This window comes from Bradyrhizobium sp. S3.3.6 (genome assembly GCF_040546905.1).
Lineage (GTDB): Bacteria > Pseudomonadota > Alphaproteobacteria > Rhizobiales > Xanthobacteraceae > Bradyrhizobium > Bradyrhizobium cytisi.
The window spans coordinates 65,646-82,611 of the sequence record NZ_JBEPOT010000002.1 but is presented as its reverse complement, the minus strand read 5'-3'; the positions used below and the strand labels follow the sequence as shown (position 1 = coordinate 82,611).

Below are 16,966 nucleotides of genomic sequence, written 5' to 3'. Positions count from 1 at the left end.
CTCTACAAAATGGTGCGCACGCGCCAGAGCTCGGGAAATAGCTCGACCTCCAGCATGCGCTTGAGATAGCTGACGCCGCCGGTGCCGCCGGTGCCACGCTTGAAGCCGATGACCCGCTCGACCGTCGTCACATGGTTGAACCGCCAGCGGCGAAAATAATCCTCGAAATCGACCATTTTCTCGGCGAGCTCGTAAAGCATCCAGTGCGTCTCCGGCGCCTCGTAGACGATACGCCAGGCCTGCAGCACGCCCTCATTGAAGCTGTGGGTCTCGCGGACATCGCGCGAGAGCACAGCGGCCGGCATCTTGAGCCCGTTGCGATCGGCGAGCCGCAGCACCTCGTCATAGAGGCTCGGCGTCGCAAGCTCGTCCTCGAGCAGCTTCGTCGTCTCGGCATCGTGCGCGTGCGGCTTGAGCATGGCGTGGTTGCGGTTGCCAAGCAGATATTCGATCAGCCGGTACTGCCGCGACTGGAAACCTGATGATTGCCCGAGCTGCGAGCGAAAGCGCGTGTATTCGCTCGGTGTCATCGTGCGCAGCACGTCCCAGGCGCCGTTGAGCTGCTCGAAGATGCGCGACATCCGCGCCAGCATCTTCATCGCGGGCTGCACCTCGTCTTTGGCGATGGCGCGGCGTGCGGCGCTGAGTTCGTGGATGGCAAGGCGCATCCACAGCTCCGTGGTCTGATGCTGGATGATGAACAGCATCTCGTCATGCGCTTCGGAGAGCGGATGCTGTGCACCGAGGATCGCATCCAGCGCCAGATAGTCGCCATAGGACATGCGTCGGGCGAATTCGGTCTCGGCGCCTTCGCTTGAAGGATCGTAATCGCTGGACGTCATGGCAGGCCCTCTCGATCGATCATCCCTTTGCGCCCCGTCAGTCGAGGCCGATCAGGCGCGCGGTGATCGGCGACGACGGATCCCTAAGCGCATCGATCACGGTAAAATGGTTGAGCCCGGGATCGACGACGAGACGCGTCGGCACGTCAAAGCCGGTCCAGACGTTGGCGAACAAGTCGGACTGGCGGATGAACTCGGGCCGCTCACTGCCGCCGACCCAGGCGGTCAGAGGCGAATGTCCGCGTGGCAGATGCAGCGCCGCGCTTTCGAGCGTCGCCTCCTCCATGGTCATGCGCAGTGTCTCGTTCATCCTGGTCTTGAGCAGCGGCCGCAGATCGTGCAGCCCGCTGATCGAGAGCGTGCCGGCGATGCGGTTGAAGACGGCGGGCTCGAGCCGGCTGTCGTCGCAGAGCATGCGCGTCACGAGATGCCCGCCGGCGGAGTGGCCCGCCAGCCGGATCGGCCCCGCGACGAGCGAGGCCGCTGTCGCTATCGCGGCGGTGATTTCGGCGGTGATGCCGGAGATGCGCGCGGCCGGCGTCAGCGTGTAGCTCGGCAGTGCTACCGCCCAGCCATGGTGGCGCGCACCTTCGGCGAGATCAGTCCAGGTCGATTTGTCGAAGCGCATCCAGTAGCCACCGTGCACGAACACGACGAGGCCCTTGCAGTCGCCGTCGGGCAGGATCAGGTCAAAACGCTGGCGCTCACCGGAACCGTAGGCGATGTCGGAACGAAAACCCTTCAGCCCGCCCCGGTAAGCCGCCGCCCGCTCCGCCCATTGCGCCGGCAGCTTGTCCGAGCCCGGGATATGGGCCGAATTGGCGTAAGCATCATCCCAATCGCGCATCGTAACTCCCGGGGGCTCGCCCAGCGAACCGGGGCCAGTCTGCCACCGGTCAGGCCGGCATCCTAGTCTTTCTTTTAAGCTTAAAGGATTTGGATGAGCCCCCGGATTGGGCAGGCCGGCGCCCCCGGCGACTCACTGCGTCATTGCGAGCGAAGCGAAGCAATCCAGTCTACCTCCGGGGCGGCAGTCTGGATTGCTTCGTCGCAAGAGCTCCTCGCAATGACAAAGGAGAGAGGCTTACGCCTTCTCCACCCCGCACCATTCCGCGATGAACAGCGCCATCGCCTTGGTGGTCTTCTTCAGCGAGTCCAGATCGACATATTCGTTGAAGCCGTGCATCTCCCCGCCGCTGGCGCCAAAACACAGGCTGGGGATGCCATAGTTGAGGCCGTAGAAGCGGGTATCGGTGAGCGCGGTGAAGACGAGATCTTCGACGGCGCCGCCATAGACCTTGTTAAAAGCTTTGCCGAATGCGGCTTCCGGTGCCGCGGAATCGGTCAACTCATAGCCCTCCGACAGGAAGCCCGACCATTCGACCTCCGGCGGATTGTTGGCGAGGAAGCGGTGGTTGCGCGAGGCAGCGGCAACGCAGGCCATGATCTCCTTCTGGTGATCGGCGACCGACCAACCCGGCAGGATGGCGATACGGCAATCAACGTCGCACCAGGCCGGCACGCTGGAGGCCCAATCGCCGCCCTTGATGATGCCGGGGTTGAAGTTGATGGGATGGCTGAGCGTCTTGAAGTGACGATCGGCCTTGGCGCGCTCGTTCCACTCGATCTCGAGCTTCTGTAGCGCATGGACGAGGTGATAAGCCGCCATGATCGCATTGGAGCCGGAGCCGGCAAAGGCGACATGGGTCGGATGGCCCTTCACGCGCAGGCGAAACCAGATCACGCCGACCTGCGAGCGCACCATCTTGCCGGCGGTGGGCTCGGGGATGAAGCAGGCATCGGCCCGGTAGCCGCGCTGAAGCGTCGAAAGTGCGCCGACGCCGGTGCTCTCCTCTTCGATCACCGACTGAAAGTGAATCCGCGCAGTCGGCTTGAAGCCGGCCGCCTTGATCGCATCCAGCGCATAGAGCGCGCCGATGGTACCCGACTTCATGTCGCAGGCGCCGCGGCCGAACATCTTGCCGTTCTTGATGACAGGCGAGAACGGCGGCGTGTCCCACAATTCCAGCGGCCCGGCGGGCACCACGTCGCAGTGCCCCTGGAGGATCAGCGATTTGCCGGCCTCGGTGTTCGGACGATAGGTGCCGACCACCGAGCGTGCCTTGGAGAAATCATGCTCGATCGGCCCGAAGCCGCGCAGATCCTTGAGATCATCGACGTTGATGTGCCAGTCGTCGACCTCGTAGCCACGCGCGCGCAGGAGGTCGCCGATCATGTCCTGGCACGGTCCCTCCGCCCCGCGGGTCGAGGGTATCGCAACGAAATCGCTTGTGGTCGCAAGCTGGGCTTCGAAGCCGGCATCGACGGCGTCAAGAATCCTCTGCTGCGTTTCAGCATTCATCAGGCAACTCCGGGCATCCAGTTGGTCAACGGTGCACGCAAGCTAGCCGATTTCAGCCGTTCGGGTACTCCACAAAATAAGCATCCCGCAATGCATCTTCGAGCAGTCGGCCTTCCGAATAGCCATTCAGCGTTGCCGGCCTGCTCACGCCGTCGAGCAGCCGCGGGCACGGCTCCGGCGTGCCGAGAACGGTGCGAACCGGAATGCGCTCGGCATAGACCGGCAATTCGTAGTCCTCATCGTCGTCGGCGACACCCTTGGCGCGGACCTTTGCGGAAGCTTCCTCGATCTCCATCGCGATGAAGGAGGTCGCCTTGATCTCCTGGGTGCTGCTGGGCCGCAGGCTCGCGGTGCGATCCGGGAAGAAGCGGTCGACCATCGCGACCACGGCGCGCTCTTTCTCTGCGGGGTCGGTCACGAGATAGGCGGTGCCGAACGCCATCACCGCGCGGTAGTCGGCGGAATGATTGAAGCCGCAGCGCGCCAGCACGAGGCTGTCGAGATGGGCGACCGTCAGGCACACCCGCTCGCCCCTCGTCTGGTTGCGCAACATGCGGCTCGCGCTCGAGCCGTGCCAATAGAGCTTCATCCCCTCGCGCCAGAAGAAGGTCGGCGTGCAATAGGGCTGACCGTCGATGACGTAGGAGACATGGCACAGCATCGAGGAGTCCAGGATGCGATGAACCGTCTCGTAATCGTAGAAGCCGCGATCGTGCCGGCGCTTCACCTGATTGCGCGCTGACGTCGGATAGAAATCTTGGCTCTCGGTCTGGCTCACGGCCGCTCCTCATCAGAATTGGACGAATTCGAGACCGGTTGTAACTGCGCATTTGGTCTGCGATAGTGCCAATTCCATGCAAAAACTTCCGACCAATTCTCTCGTCCCTGCCAAGGCCGAGCTGCCGCTCGATCTCATTGGCCCGCACATCACCGCCGGCGCCTCCTCAGCGCACCGGCTGTACCAGGCCCTGTGCGAGATGATCGTCTCTGGCCTCGTCAAACCTGGCGAGCCGCTGCCGCCGTCGCGCACGCTCGCCAAACAAACCGGCTTTCGGCGCAACGCGGTCGTCACGGCTTACGAGCGCCTGATCGCCGACGGGTTCGCGCAAGCGACCGTCGGCTCTGGCACGTTCGTTGCCGCGCGCATTCCGGCGCGCGCGGCCATACAGAAGAAGCCGAAGGTGATTGTCGAGGCGCCAAAGCAAGGCGCGCTCTCGCTCGGCTGCACCCATATCGACGAGCGCGCGGTACAGCGTTTTCGCGCTTTCGTTGGCCGACGCATGCGCGCCTTCGGCGCCGAGCATCTGCATTACGGCGATCCGCGTGGCAGCCGCGAGTTGCGCGTCGCGATCGCGGACCATCTGCTCTCAGCGCGGGGGCTGCGCTGCGATCCCGACCAGATCATGCTCACATCAGGAACGCTGCACACGCTGCGCATCGCTCTCGGCACGATCCTGAAGGCCGACGATCAGGTCTGGTGCGAGGACCCCGGCTATCCCATTGCGCGCCGGACCATCGCCCAATGCGGCTATCGCATTGTGCCCATTCCCGTCGACGCCCATGGCCTGCAAATCGCGAGGGGCCGCACGGGCGCGCCTTCCGCACGCGCGGCCTATGTCACGCCGTCGCATCAGTTTCCGCTCGGCGTGCAGATGTCGATGCCGCGGCGGCTGGAGCTGCTCGACTGGGCGAAGCAGGCCGGCGCCTTCGTGTTGGAGGACGATTACGACAGCGAGTTCCGCTATGACGGCGCGCCGCTGAAGTCGCTCGCCGGCATCGATCACCTCCAGCGCGTGATCTACATGGGCACATTTGCCAAGACGCTGTTTCCGGGACTGCGCATCGGCTATTGCGCCCTGCCCGAACGCTTGATCGGCGACGTCACGGCCGCGCGCGCCGCGCTCGACCGTTTTCCCGGAACGCTGATGGAAGGCGCGGTCGCCGATATGCTCAATTCCGGCGCGTTTGCCGCAAACCTCAAGCGCGTGCGCAAGCTTTACCGCGAGGCGCGTGATGCACTGGCCGAAACGCTCGAAGCGGCATCGGATGGCGCGCTGTCGGTCCCGGTGCCGTCGCAGGGCCTGCACCTCGTGGCGCAGTTCGATCCGGCCGTTGCGCCAGCGGTTGCGGCCGAAGCGAAACAGGCCGCGGGCGCAGAGGGCTGGCTGCTCGCCGACACTTATGCGCGGGCGCGGCCGCTTCCCGGCTTCGTGCTGGGATTTTCCGGGCACGCGGTTCCACAACTCGTCGCCTCCGCCGAAAGGCTCGCACGGGAGGCGCGCGCGGCCTTGCGCAACAAAAGCAAGGCGGGCCGGCGGGCGTGACAAAGGTCCACTATGAGAATCGTGTGCCGCTCCCTACATTGCTGCACCGACGCCGGAATCCCTCATCATGTCACCCTGTCGTGCAGCCTGTCTCTCAGTCCTGATCTCCGCCATGCTCGCGACGGCGGCACACGCGGCCACGGTCGGGCGCGAGCAGGACATCGTCGATCTCAAGCTTGGTCAGCGCGTGATGGTGGATGACGGAACCTGCCCGGCCGGACAGGTCAAGGAAGTTCGCGGTTCGAAGATGAGCGACAAAGGCGTCGTGCGAACCAGCTCTTGCGTGGCGCGGTACGGTCCGAAGTCCAAGTAACCGCTACGACTTCGCCGGATCGAACATGCACTGCAGGGTCGGCTTGGCGATCTTGGTGAAGGTCGCGCCGATTTCGCTTTGCTTTGCCGCCGGCACCCAATCGGTCTCGATCGTGGGAACGCCGGTCTCGCTGATGCCGCGCAGCAGCGCCTCGCGCAGGTCGCGATCCTCGACCGCGGCCGCGGCATGATCATGCAGACAGCCGCAGACCTCCTCCGGATGCTCCCAGCGCCCGAGCATGCGCGGGGCACATTGCCGCACGAATTCGGTGCGCGGGTCGGGCAGCCGGGTCGGCGCGCGCACCTGCGCCTGGACGGAACTGATCGTCAGAAGGGAGAGGACCGCTGCAGCGCAGAGACGAAGGTACATGATGGCTTTTGCCGGCTGATTTTCTTGTTGCTGATCAGAAGCGCGCGGCGAGAACGATCGGCTGAGGCGCCGTGGTGGTCATCGGCGAACCGCTGTACTGGAAGGTGCCGATACCGGGCAGACTACCGTCCGGCGCGCCGCCAAACGAGGAACCGGCGAGCACGAAGCCGAAAGCAAGGATGAAGCTGAGCGCGCGCATGGATATGTCCCCGAATTGCGTGGTCGGCGGCGTGCCGTCGTCGTTGTGAAGCTGATAACCATCCGCGGTTTCTCCCGTGATGCGCCCAAAGCCGAAAATGGTTTCTTTCCCGGTGAGAATTGTTTCGTCGCTCGCGATCTGACGAAACAATTCCCGGAAAACGTCAATCATTTCAGATAGGGCACGTGACAGTTTGAACGCTTGGGAGCAACCATCCACGCAGGTTGAGGTGACGCGGTCACATTCACGACGTCAGCGCTTCACATGCATTTTACGGTTTCCTGCTGAAGAGAACCGCAAGCGAAGGCCGGACCCGCTGATGAACCCGGAGTTCGCCGGGCACGACCGAAGCCTTCGAGAACCGAAAGGCCCGTCAACCGGGCACATGTGAGGAATGGCCACCATGATGGCGCAAGATCGCGCAATGGCGCGCGACGCGGCCGAACGGAACGACCGCGCCGATCAACGCGCCGCTTCGCCAGGGGCGATGGCTCTGCAATCAGGCCGCGGCTACGAGGCCGCGCCGCAGGCCTTCGTGCGGCTGAGCGGCTCGCACCATGCGAAACCGCGCGTCAGCCGCGATCCCGTCACTGAGTGAACGCAAGTGCGTCACTGAGTGAAGAAGTCGCCGCACTTCTGGACGTTCGCGTCGGCCGGTCCCCACGGCATGATCGGCACCGTCGAGGTCGAGTTCTTCGGCGATCCCTCGATCAGCTTGTCCGAATAGACCATGTAGACGAGCACATTGCGCTTTGAGTCGCAGCCGCGCACGATCTGCATCTTCTTGAAGAAGAGCGAACGGCGCTTGCGGAACATGTCGTCGCCCTGCTCCATCTTGTCCCTGAACTTGATCGGACCGATCTGGCGGCAGGCGAGCGAGACGTCAGAAACCTCCTCGGCCAGACCCAGCCACCCCTTGAAGCCACCCTTCTCAGGCACGGTAAAGTGACAGGCCACGCCTTCGACTTCGGGGTCGTCGAGGCCGTAGGTCGCAAGCTTGTCATTCGGGCTCATCCATTTGAACACGGTGGAGCGACGGAAGATCAGATCCGGCTCGTCGGCGGCTTGCGCGGACGCCACCGGCACGGCCAGAGCCAGAAGCAATAAAGCGAGGCCTTTCAAGCGGATGCCGGAAAGACCGGGGAAACGAGATGACATGAAGTTCTCCGGTAAGAAGTCCCGGCAATGTAGGTATGGGGTGATCGTTCAGGAAGACGATGGCATCCGGGCGCGGCCGCCGTTTACCGCTCCGTGAGGCTTTTTTGCTACGTCTTGGACAAAAGTAGCTGATGGCAGAACCGCCCTGCTGGTGAACGCGTATCCCCTCTGCGAGACTAATGTCTGATTTGGATTACGGATTCGAGGAATGACTAGCGTGAACGGGTCCCGTTTTGCTGCCGCGCCCGCACGGCTGTGGCAGTTCGCCGTTTTGACGGCCGCGGGTGCGATCGGTACGACCAGCCAGGCAGAAGCAGCGTTCTATTACACGCCGGATTATTCGGACGGGTCCTACTACGCGCGGCCGGTGCGGCATCCCGACGAGCCACAGCAGAAGCCGCAGAAGCGCAGCTCGGCAGCCAAGACCAAGAACGCGGCGCGCGTCGAGAAGGAGACCGACGCGAAGCCGCGGGGTCCGCTCGTCATCGTCGTCTCGATCGACCGGCAGAAAGTGACGATCTACGATTCCAGCGGCGTGTTCGCGGAGTCGCCGGTGTCGACCGGCATGAAGGGCCACTCGACGCCGATGGGCGTGTTCAGCGTCATCCAGAAGCACAAATTCCACCACTCCAACATCTATAGCGGCGCGCCGATGCCGTACATGCAGCGGATCACCTGGTCCGGCATCGCGATGCATGCCGGCGTGCTGCCGGGCTATCCGGCCTCGCACGGCTGCATCCGCATACCGATGGCATTCGCCGTGAGAATGTGGAACTGGACCAAGATGGGCGCGCGCGTGATCGTCACGCCCGGCCAGATGACGCCGCAAAACTTCTCGCATCCGATGCTCGCTTCGCTGCGCGTCCCGCCGCAGCCGGCTGCCAGCGTCGAGCCGACGACGAGCGTTGGCGACAAGGCGGACAAGGGTGCGCCTGAAACCAACGTCACGGACGCCAAGCCCGTCGAGACCAAGTCGTTTGAGACCAAGACCGCCAGCGCCGACGGCGTGCTCGAGCTGCGCTCCACGGTTGGCCATACCGTGATGTCGGATGTGACCACGGGCAATGCGCCGGTCCGCGAGGAAGCGGTCAAGACTGACGTCAAGGCTGACACCAAGTCCGCCGAGGCCTCCGAGCCGGCCAAGCAGCCAGACGCGGCAGCGGCGACGGACGAGGCTGCCAAGCCCGCTGATGCAGCGAGCACCGAAGCGACGCCTGCGGAAGCTGCCAAGGCGACCTCGGACGAGAAGCCGGCTGACAAGGTCGAGGCCGCGAAGTCAGAGCCGGCCAAGGCTGACGCGGCGACGACCGAGAACAAGCCCGACGCGGCGGTGACGGCAATTGTGCCCGCCCAGGCCGCTTCGCCGGAGGCAAAAAAGGACCAGACGCGCGTTGCCGATCCCGCGCCGTCCGTGAAGCCGGACCTGCCGAAGCGGACCGGTCAGATTGCGGCGTTCATCAGCCGCAAGGATTCCAAGCTCTACGTGCGGCAGAATTTTGCGCCGCTGTTCGACGTGCCCGTGACGATCGCGGCAAGCGACCGGCCGCTCGGCACCCACGTTTTCACCGCCGAGATCGACAAGACCGATGCCAATGCGCTGCATTGGTCAGTGGTGTCCCTGCCCGTCGCCATCCGCGCCGCCGCGCGCGAGGACGACAGTCACGTTACGCGCCGCCAGCGCGGCGCCGCCGTGATCCCCGCTGCCGCAAAGCCGGTGATTACTCCGGACAGCCCGGCCGAGGCACTGGATCGCATCACGATTCCTGCCGACGCCATGGCGAAGATCAACGAGCTGCTCACCACCGGCGGCTCGGTCATCGTCTCCGACCAGGGCATCAACCAGGGCGAGACCGGCGAAGGCACCGACTTCATCGTCCGCCTGTACTGAGCCGGGCTGCGCTAAGCTTGGCACCGCGTCAGATAACGCGGTGTTGAGCCGGCCGGTCGTCTCGCCGGAGCAGGCTGCGTGCCGGGTCACATCCGGGGGAACCTTGGGCACAATTGGGGCGAAGCGCCAAACAGCCGTTGCAATGGCGATGGGCCACCAACTAGGCTAGGATGATCTGGGGCAGGATAGGTTTTGCCGGAGGCGAAAAGCCGCGGCGGAACAACGGGATCAATCTCGAGGACAACACCATGCGTGTGGCGGCAGGACTGATTTTGGCAAGCGCGATATCGGTTGCGCTGACAGGCGCGGCGTGGTCGCAGACCCCGGCCGCGAAACCCGCAGCCGCCACCCAGGCTGCCCCCGCGGCCGCTGCTCCGGCTCCGGCACCCGCTGCAGCCCCTGCCGCAGCGCCCGCGCCGCAAGCCGCCGCGTTCCCGCCTCCGCCGCAACAGGCGCCGCAGCCGGCGCGTGCGGCCTGCAACAATCCGGACGCGCTGGGTGTCGCCCGCACCGTCGAGATCGACACCACAGGCGGTCCCGGCTTCGGCTTCGAGCATTTCAAGGAGCTCGACTTCCTGCGCGACAAGGAGGTCGTCCTGACCTTCGACGACGGTCCCTGGCCGCACAACACGCCCGCCGTGCTGAAGGCGCTCGCCGACCAGTGCACCACCGGCATCTTCTTCTCGATCGGCAAGCACGCCACCTACGAGCCGGAGATCCTGAAGCAGGTCTACGCGGCCGGCCACACCGTCGGCACCCACACCTGGTCGCACGCCAACCTCAACAACAAGAAGCTGACCGAAGCGCAGCGCAAGGAAGAGATCGAGAAGGGCATCAGCGCGGTGAAATGGGCGCTCGGCGGCATCTCGCCCGCAGCGTTCTTCCGCTTCCCGGCGCTGCAGCATCCGCCCGAGATGGTCACCTATCTCGGCAACCGCAACGTCGCGATCTTCTCCTGCGACATCGACTCGTTCGACTTCAAGGCCTCGAAGCCCGAGAAGGTGATCGAGACCGTGATGAAGGGGCTCGACAAGAAGGGCAAGGGCATCCTCCTGATGCACGACTTCCAGAAGCACACCGCGGAAGCCCTGCCCGAGCTTTTGAACCGTCTCAAGGCCGCCGGCTACAAGGTGGTAGCGATGCGCGCCAAGGCGCCGGTCGCCTCGCTCCCCGAATACGACCAGGAGCTGATGAAGGACGTCAAGCTGCCGACGGTGAGCACGCGCCCGGTCAATTCCGTGGTGACGACCGTTTCCGAATAGCCGTCGCTTGTCTTTCCATTTCGAAGGTTACGTCATCGTCTCGGCGGACGGCATGCTCGCCGACGCCAGCCGCGTCATGCCCGACAGCCTGAAGTTCGAAGGCGACAAGCTGTTCTTCGAGCAGGCGCTCGACGGCGCAGCGCTGATCGTGCACGGCCGCAACTCGCATGAGCAGCACCCGAACTCGCCCAAGCGCAAGCGGCTGATCGCCACCCGCAAGATCAAGGCCCTCACCGTCGATCCGGAGATCCCGAACGCGACGCTGTGGAATCCGGATCATGCAAGCTTCGAAGAGGCTGCCGCCTTTGCCGACGTCGCCTCGGGACGGATCGCGGTCATTGGCGGCCCCCTCGTGTTCGACATGTTCATGGACCGCTTCGACACGTTCTGGCTGTCGGAAGCCCCGCATGTGCAGCTCGCCGGCGGCGAAGGCTGTTTCGTGGACGTGCCGGAGCGGACACCGCACGAGGTGCTGGCGTCGCATGGGATGAAGCCGGGCACGCCGTATCTGCTCGACGCCGCGCATGGCGTGACCGTCACGCCGTGGCGTCGAACGGATTAGCAAAGCCCTTAGGGCTTGCTTCCACAAAAAAACGAAAACAACCCCATGCACAGTAGCCAGGCGCCTGTCGGCGCGACCATTTTCGCTTTTTGCGAATATTGCTTGCCCCGTCGGGCAAAACAGGGGCAGAATGGCATCATGGCAGCGCGTGGTCAGGGACCAGGCGGGGCCCGTCCTCCGCCTACACGTCTCCGTAGGCCGTCTCGGCCGAACGCGTGGCGCGGCCATAGCCCATGATCATGAAGAGCGCGCCGATGATGGAGAGATTCTTCAGCGCGTCGATTACCATCTTGGCATTTTCAGGCGCCGGCTGATTCCAGAAGTCGTAGAACAGGACGGTCGAGACCGCGGTGTAGATGATCAGCAGCATCGCAAAGAAGCGCGTGCCGAAATTCAAGGCGATCATCAGTCCCGCGATCACCTCGAGCCCGCCGACTGCGATCGCCAAAAGCTGCGGCGTGGTCATCGCGGTCGCCGTCTCGACCTGCTTGGCGTAAGGCGCGATCACATCGGGCACCACGACCTTGGTGGCGATGAAATCGGCCGTCGCCTGGATGGCGATCAGTTTCGTCGCGCCCGTGTAGATGAACAGCACGGCGAACAGGATTCGCCCAAAAGTCACGAACGCTGGCATGGTCGGCCTCTTGGCTCAGGCTTTTAAAATCGGCGTCTTGACGAGAGTACCGAGCGATTATGAAGACTAGTGAGCCCGTTTACAAACGGGGAAATGGCGAACTGCGAGTAATTCAAAATTGGCGGCGAAGACGGTGCCCTTGGCGCTCCCTAGCGGAATCGAACCGACCGGGGCGAACGCGCCCATCCCACTCTCACCGTCATGGCCGGGCTTGACCCGGCCATCCACGACTTACCTCGCCCCACGCGGAACGTGGATGCCCGGGACAAGCCCGGGCATGACGAGCTTGCGGAACGACCGCGCCTCCGAGAGACGCCGAACGCGCAGCCCGCTCCTACGTGAACAACGTCGGTTGCTGCCGGGCCGCGCGCTCCTGCGCTTCGACCACGGCCACCGCCGTCATGTTGAGGATGCCGCGCGCGGTCACCGAGGGCGTGAGGATGTGGGCGGGCCGCGCCGGGCCGATCAGGATCGGGCCGACGGGCAGCGCGTCCGCCAGCGACTTGATCATCTGATAGGCGACGTTGGCGGTGTCGAGCGTCGGCATGATCATGATGTTGGCCTCGCCCTCGAGCTTGGAGTGCGGCAGCACCATCTTGCGCGCCGCAGCGGAGAGCGCGGTATCGCCCTGCATCTCGCCGTCGGCCTCGATCTCCGGATGCCTCTCTCTCAGAAGCTGGGTCGCCTGGCGCATCTTGCGCGAGGAGTCGGTGTCGTAGCTGCCGAAATCGGAATGCGAGACGAAGGCGATCCTGGGCTTGAGCGCGAAGCGCTGAACATGCACCGCCGCGAGCGAGGCGATCTCGGCGAGCTCTTCTGCGCTCGGATTGGGCCGCACCTGCGTGTCGGCGATGAAGAACGCGCCCTTGCTGGTGATCAGCAGCGCCAGCGCGGCATAGTCGCTGACCCCGGCCTGAAAGCCGACGATCTCGCGGACATGACGCAGATGATGCATGTAGCGGCCTTCGACGCCGCAGAGCATGGCGTCCGCCTCCCCGCGCATCACCGCGAGCGCAGCAATCACCGTGTTATTCGTACGCACCACCGTGCGTGCCGCATCCGGTGTCACGCCGCGGCGGCCGGCGACTTCGACGTAAGACTGTACGTAGGAGCGATAGCGCGGATCGTCCTCGGGATTGACGAGGTCGAAATCCTTGCCGGCGCGGATCTGCAGGCCGAAGCGGTCGAGGCGGGCTTCCACCACGGAGGGACGGCCGACCAGGATCGGCCGCGCCACATTCTCCTCCAGCACCACCTGAGTGGCGCGCAGCACGCGCTCGTCCTCGCCTTCGGCGTAGATCACACGCACCGGCTGGGTCTTGGCCTTGGCGAACATCGGCTTCATGACGAGGCCGGAGCGGAAGGCGAAGCGCTCGAGCAGCGCGGTGTATTCGTCGAAATTGGTGATCTGCCGCGTCGCGACGCCGGACTCCATCGCAGCCTTGGCCACAGCGGGCGCGATGCGGAGAATCAGCCTGGGATCAAACGGGCTCGGGATCAGAGAGCCCGGACCGAAGCCCTGCGTCTCGCCGGTGTCAAAGCCTTGCGCGACCGCATCCGACGGCGCCTCGCGCGCGAGCTGCGCGATGGCTTCGACGGCGGCGTGCTTCATCTCCTCGTTGATGGCGCTGGCACCGACATCGAGCGCGCCGCGGAAGATGAAGGGGAAGCAGAGGACGTTGTTGACCTGGTTCGGATAGTCGGAGCGGCCGGTGCAGATCATCGCGTCGGGGCGCACCTTGCGCGCCTCCTCCGGCATGATCTCCGGCGTCGGGTTGGCGAGCGCCATGATCAGCGGCTTGTCGCCCATCGCCTTGGCCATCTCGGGCTTGAGCACGCCCGGCGCCGAAAGTCCGATGAAGATGTCGGCGCCGCCGATGACGTCGGCAAGCGTGCGCTTGTCGGTCTTCTGCGCATAGACCGCCTTCCAGCGGTCCATCGTGGTGTTGCGGCCCTCATGCACGAGGCCGTCGATGTCGCAGACCCAGATATTCTTGCGCTGCGCCCCCATCGAGACCAGCAGGTTGAGCGTCGCGATCGCGGCAGCCCCTGCCCCCGACGCCACGATCTTGACGTCCGAGAGCTTCTTGCCGTTGAGGCGCAGGGCGTTGGTGACGGCGGCGGCGACGATGATTGCGGTACCGTGCTGGTCGTCATGGAAGACCGGGATCTTCATGCGCTCCTTCAGCTGCGCCTCGATCTCGAAACATTCAGGCCCGCGGATGTCCTCCAGATTGATGCCGCCGAAGGTCGGCTCGAGCGCCGCCACGGTCTCGACCACGCGCTCGATGGTGTCGGCGGCGATCTCGATGTCGAACACGTCGATGCCGGCGAATTTCTTGAACAGGACCGCCTTGCCTTCCATCACCGGCTTCGAGGCCAGCGGGCCGATATTGCCGAGGCCGAGCACCGCGGTGCCGTTGGAGACCACGGCGACCAGATTGGCGCGAGCCGTCAGCGTTGCGGCCTCCGACGGGTTCTTGGCGATCTCGGTGCATGCAGCCGCCACCCCAGGCGAGTAAGCGAGCGCGAGGTCGCGCTGGTTCGCAAGCGGCTTTGTTGCCTGGATCTCGAGCTTTCCGGGACGCGGCAGACGGTGATAGGCCAGCGCCGCCTGGTGGAGATCATCAGAATAGGACGACATGCGGTCTCTTGCCTCGCGTTACCGGCCACAAAATGCCTCATCCGGAGCAGCCCTCCAAGCGGACGGTATTTCCGGGTCGTGGAAACGGGATGAAGCACGGCGGGCGCCCCGGTGGCAACATCCGATTGCGATCCCATCAACAGGGCGCAGGCTCAAATATCTGATGACGCTAGCTTTCCCTGGACCTCGTAACGTTTCCCGAATATGGCAGGTTGTGCAGCGCGCAACGAGCAACTGGAGCTGGGAATGAAGCGGATCCTGATCGGCCTGATCGCTGTCGCCGCGCTTGCCGCCGGCGGATGGTTCGGCTTCAGCCTCTACGTCCAGCACCGCGTCACCACCGAGGTTGAAACGGCTTTCGAGCAGATCCGCAAGCAAGGCGGCAAGGCCAGCCACAGCAAGGTCGAATTCGACCTGATGAGCCGGACGCTCACCATCGAGGACATCGCGGTCACGCCCGGCAATCAACCGCAAGCGCAGGTCAAGATCGCCGGCATCAAGGGCACCGGCGTCCGCCAGATCGACGACACCAGGATTTCGGCTGACAGCATCGACATCACCGGCTTCGAAGTCGCACTGGACCAGATCGGCCCAGCCAAGGTGAAGGCGTCCTACAAAGTCCCGCAGCTGACGATGCGCGACTATGCCGGCCCCCTTCACATCGGCACTGCGCCGGCGAACGGCTCCCTGGTCGACCTCTACCGCTACGTGCTCGGTCAATACGCAAGCGTCGCGGCGTCCTCGCTCACGGCGCCTACGCTGACGATGAGCTTCGATTCCGGCAGCGGTCCCGGCGGCAGCGGCGAGATCACCTATTCCGGATTGACGATCCAGAACCTGAAGCAAGGCAAGATCGATGCGATGAAGGCGGACCGCGCCGCCATCTCGATCGACGTGAAGCAGCCGGGCAGGCCGGATAAGCTGACCGGCGAGGTGTCGAACATCATCGTCAACGATTTCGATGCGACCGCGATCATCGCCGCGCTCGATCCGCAGACCAGCAATGACGAGACCTATCACCGCGTCTACCGGCAAATCTTGGCCGGCCCCTATGCGCTCAAAACGGCTCAGGGGATGCGTATCGATATCGACGGCTTCGTGATGGAGGACCTCGACGTGCAACCGTCGAAATTCCGGCTAGCCGAGCGATTTGACGCGCTGTCGCAGGATCAATCGGCCGTTCCGACGCCGGCACAGTCGCGCGAAACGCTGGAGAAGATCGCCGGAATCTATGAGGGTGTTCGCATCGGCAAGGCCGAAGTCAGCAAGATTTCGGTCGGCACGCCGCAGGGGATCGGCAAGGTCAACGCGATCAGATACCACGACGGCGAGTTCGCGATCGAGGGCGTCGATACGCCGGGCCCGCAGGGCCAGTTCAAGATGGAGCGCTTCGCGCTGAAGTCGTTCAGCGCGGCAAAACTGATGCGCTTGGGGGCGGACCTCAGCAATCCCGGACAGACGCCCTCACCGGGGCAGATGCTGGGCCTTTTCGGCGTGCTCTCAGGCGCAGAAATCAAGGGCGTGACTGCGCCCTTCAAGACCACCAAGAAGCTGGTGACGGTCGACACGTTGAGCCTGGATTGGGGTCAGCTGGTCGGCTCGATCCCGAGCAAGGCGCATGCGGTGGCCAAATTTGTCACGCCGACCGATCCGTCCGATCCGAAGCAGCTACCATTGATTGCCGCCGGCCTCGACAAGCTCGCGATCGACCTCGATCTCGGCGCAGCCTGGACCGAGTCCTCCAACAGCTTCGCTCTGGCGCCGGCAACGCTCGACATCGGAGGCATCGCAAAAGCGCAACTGCGTATCGCGCTCGGCAACGTGCCACGTGAGGTGTTTTCGGCCGATCCCGCTCAGCTTATGGGCCAGGCGGCCCGGATCGAGGCTGACACGCTCGAGTTCTCACTGCGCGACAATGGTGGCGTCGATCTCGTCGTGACGCAGTTCGCGCGCACGCAGAACGTCAGCCGCGACGCGGCACGCAGCGCCATCGTGGAGATGATCCGGGCGCAGGGCGAGAAGGTCGCGGCCTCCAATCTCGATGCGAGGGCAGCGGTCGATGCGATCGCAAGCTTCGTCTCGACCTCGGACCAGACGCTCACCATCAAGCTGACGCCGCTCGGCAAGATGCCGGTGCTTCAGCTCATGGATGCGCTGAACAGCGGCCCGATCGTCGCGCTGGCGCAGTTCAGGATCGAGGCATCGACGGGGCTGTAGGGGAACGAGACGCAGCTCTCTCCTTCGTCATTGCGAGGAGCTCTTGCGACGAAGCAATCCAGAGTCCCTCCGCGGGAAGATTCTGGATTGCTTCGCTGCGCTCGCAATGACGATGTGGAGGCAACGCGGCCTCTCCCCGCTTCCGCCTTCGCTGAAGCTTCGGCGGGTCAAGCGCGGAGAGAGGCACGAGCC

General features: G+C 64.3%; 16 protein-coding genes. 7 read left to right on the top strand and 9 right to left on the bottom strand.

Annotated features, from left to right (window positions below; translation table 11 throughout):
• Window positions 1–2: 2 nt before the first annotated feature.
• The 4 genes from kynA to ABID59_RS04915 all read right to left on the bottom strand — a co-directional run bounded on the left by kynA (window position 3) and on the right by ABID59_RS04915 (window position 3,982).
• A complete protein-coding gene (gene kynA / locus ABID59_RS04930; protein ID WP_354036148.1) occupies window positions 3–842 on the bottom strand; it encodes a tryptophan 2,3-dioxygenase in 840 nt (279 codons plus the stop codon).
• Between the two features lie 37 nt (window positions 843–879).
• A complete protein-coding gene (locus ABID59_RS04925; RefSeq protein WP_354082623.1) occupies window positions 880–1,689 on the bottom strand; it encodes a hormone-sensitive lipase in 810 nt (269 codons plus the stop codon).
• A gap of 237 nt (window positions 1,690–1,926) precedes the next feature.
• Window positions 1,927–3,204, bottom strand: coding sequence for an ArgE/DapE family deacylase (locus ABID59_RS04920; RefSeq protein WP_354082622.1), 1,278 nt, complete (start codon window positions 3,202–3,204; stop codon window positions 1,927–1,929).
• A 52-nt stretch (window positions 3,205–3,256) separates the two neighbouring features.
• Window positions 3,257–3,982 carry a pyridoxamine 5'-phosphate oxidase family protein gene (locus tag ABID59_RS04915; protein WP_354082621.1) on the bottom strand — a complete coding sequence of 242 codons (726 nt, stop codon included), beginning with the start codon at window positions 3,980–3,982 and terminating at the stop codon, window positions 3,257–3,259.
• Between the two features lie 76 nt (window positions 3,983–4,058).
• Between ABID59_RS04915 and pdxR the strand changes: the two genes are divergently transcribed.
• Together pdxR and ABID59_RS04905 are read left to right on the top strand one after the other, a co-directional pair.
• Window positions 4,059–5,528, top strand: coding sequence for a MocR-like pyridoxine biosynthesis transcription factor PdxR (gene pdxR, locus ABID59_RS04910; protein ID WP_354082620.1), 1,470 nt, complete (start codon window positions 4,059–4,061; stop codon window positions 5,526–5,528).
• A gap of 67 nt (window positions 5,529–5,595) precedes the next feature.
• The gene (locus ABID59_RS04905; RefSeq protein WP_148752992.1) at window positions 5,596–5,841 is read left to right on the top strand and encodes a DUF6719 family protein; all 246 of its coding nucleotides are present in this window, start codon (window positions 5,596–5,598) and stop codon (window positions 5,839–5,841) included.
• 3 nt (window positions 5,842–5,844) lie between these two features.
• Here the strand turns inward: ABID59_RS04905 and ABID59_RS04900 are convergent, their stop codons facing one another.
• Window positions 5,845–6,210 (bottom strand): hypothetical protein, encoded by a 366-nt coding sequence (locus ABID59_RS04900; RefSeq protein ID WP_148752991.1) that lies wholly within the window; start codon window positions 6,208–6,210, stop codon window positions 5,845–5,847.
• 34 nt (window positions 6,211–6,244) lie between these two features.
• Complete coding sequence (locus ABID59_RS04895) at window positions 6,245–6,628, bottom strand: hypothetical protein (protein WP_354083128.1); 384 nt, start codon at window positions 6,626–6,628, stop codon at window positions 6,245–6,247.
• A 184-nt stretch (window positions 6,629–6,812) separates the two neighbouring features.
• On the opposite strand from ABID59_RS04895, the gene ABID59_RS04890 reads away from it, so the two are divergent.
• Window positions 6,813–7,007: a hypothetical protein gene (locus tag ABID59_RS04890; RefSeq protein WP_354082619.1), complete on the top strand. Its 195-nt coding sequence runs from the start codon at window positions 6,813–6,815 to the stop codon at window positions 7,005–7,007.
• An 11-nt stretch (window positions 7,008–7,018) separates the two neighbouring features.
• Here the strand turns inward: ABID59_RS04890 and ABID59_RS04885 are convergent, their stop codons facing one another.
• Window positions 7,019–7,567 (bottom strand): CreA family protein, encoded by a 549-nt coding sequence (locus tag ABID59_RS04885; protein WP_354036137.1) that lies wholly within the window; start codon window positions 7,565–7,567, stop codon window positions 7,019–7,021.
• 208 nt (window positions 7,568–7,775) lie between these two features.
• Between ABID59_RS04885 and ABID59_RS04880 the strand changes: the two genes are divergently transcribed.
• From ABID59_RS04880 to ABID59_RS04870, 3 genes are all read left to right on the top strand, one after another.
• Window positions 7,776–9,455, top strand: a complete 1,680-nt coding sequence (locus ABID59_RS04880) for a L,D-transpeptidase (RefSeq protein ID WP_354082618.1) — start codon at window positions 7,776–7,778, stop codon at window positions 9,453–9,455.
• Between the two features lie 248 nt (window positions 9,456–9,703).
• Entirely contained in the window at window positions 9,704–10,717 is a 1,014-nt protein-coding gene (locus ABID59_RS04875) for a polysaccharide deacetylase family protein (protein WP_354082617.1), read from the top strand.
• Between the two features lie 7 nt (window positions 10,718–10,724).
• Entirely contained in the window at window positions 10,725–11,279 is a 555-nt protein-coding gene (locus ABID59_RS04870) for a dihydrofolate reductase (RefSeq protein WP_354082615.1), read from the top strand.
• A 181-nt stretch (window positions 11,280–11,460) separates the two neighbouring features.
• Here ABID59_RS04870 and ABID59_RS04865 read toward each other — a convergent pair whose 3' ends face one another.
• Both ABID59_RS04865 and ABID59_RS04860 read right to left on the bottom strand, forming a co-directional pair.
• A complete protein-coding gene (locus ABID59_RS04865; protein ID WP_148752985.1) occupies window positions 11,461–11,913 on the bottom strand; it encodes a DoxX family protein in 453 nt (150 codons plus the stop codon).
• Window positions 11,914–12,247: 334 nt separating this feature from the next.
• Window positions 12,248–14,557 carry an NADP-dependent malic enzyme gene (locus ABID59_RS04860; protein ID WP_148752984.1) on the bottom strand — a complete coding sequence of 770 codons (2,310 nt, stop codon included), beginning with the start codon at window positions 14,555–14,557 and terminating at the stop codon, window positions 12,248–12,250.
• A gap of 246 nt (window positions 14,558–14,803) precedes the next feature.
• Between ABID59_RS04860 and ABID59_RS04855 the strand changes: the two genes are divergently transcribed.
• The gene (locus ABID59_RS04855) at window positions 14,804–16,774 is read left to right on the top strand and encodes an aq_1923 C-terminal domain (RefSeq protein ID WP_354082614.1); all 1,971 of its coding nucleotides are present in this window, start codon (window positions 14,804–14,806) and stop codon (window positions 16,772–16,774) included.
• Window positions 16,775–16,966: the final 192 nt, after the last annotated feature.

Coding starts and splice junctions, on each gene's coding strand:
- ABID59_RS04880 (WP_354082618.1), top strand. CDS start 7,776: ATGACTAGCGTGAACGGGTCCCGTTTTGCTGCCGCGCCCGCACGGCTG.
- ABID59_RS04885 (WP_354036137.1), bottom strand. CDS start 7,567: ATGTCATCTCGTTTCCCCGGTCTTTCCGGCATCCGCTTGAAAGGCCTC.
- ABID59_RS04925 (WP_354082623.1), bottom strand. CDS start 1,689: ATGCGCGATTGGGATGATGCTTACGCCAATTCGGCCCATATCCCGGGC.
- ABID59_RS04855 (WP_354082614.1), top strand. CDS start 14,804: ATGAAGCGGATCCTGATCGGCCTGATCGCTGTCGCCGCGCTTGCCGCC.
- ABID59_RS04860 (WP_148752984.1), bottom strand. CDS start 14,557: ATGTCGTCCTATTCTGATGATCTCCACCAGGCGGCGCTGGCCTATCAC.
- ABID59_RS04905 (WP_148752992.1), top strand. CDS start 5,596: ATGTCACCCTGTCGTGCAGCCTGTCTCTCAGTCCTGATCTCCGCCATG.
- ABID59_RS04900 (WP_148752991.1), bottom strand. CDS start 6,210: ATGTACCTTCGTCTCTGCGCTGCAGCGGTCCTCTCCCTTCTGACGATC.
- ABID59_RS04865 (WP_148752985.1), bottom strand. CDS start 11,913: ATGCCAGCGTTCGTGACTTTTGGGCGAATCCTGTTCGCCGTGCTGTTC.
- kynA (WP_354036148.1), bottom strand. CDS start 842: ATGACGTCCAGCGATTACGATCCTTCAAGCGAAGGCGCCGAGACCGAA.
- ABID59_RS04875 (WP_354082617.1), top strand. CDS start 9,704: ATGCGTGTGGCGGCAGGACTGATTTTGGCAAGCGCGATATCGGTTGCG.
- pdxR (WP_354082620.1), top strand. CDS start 4,059: ATGCAAAAACTTCCGACCAATTCTCTCGTCCCTGCCAAGGCCGAGCTG.
- ABID59_RS04890 (WP_354082619.1), top strand. CDS start 6,813: ATGATGGCGCAAGATCGCGCAATGGCGCGCGACGCGGCCGAACGGAAC.
- ABID59_RS04920 (WP_354082622.1), bottom strand. CDS start 3,204: ATGAATGCTGAAACGCAGCAGAGGATTCTTGACGCCGTCGATGCCGGC.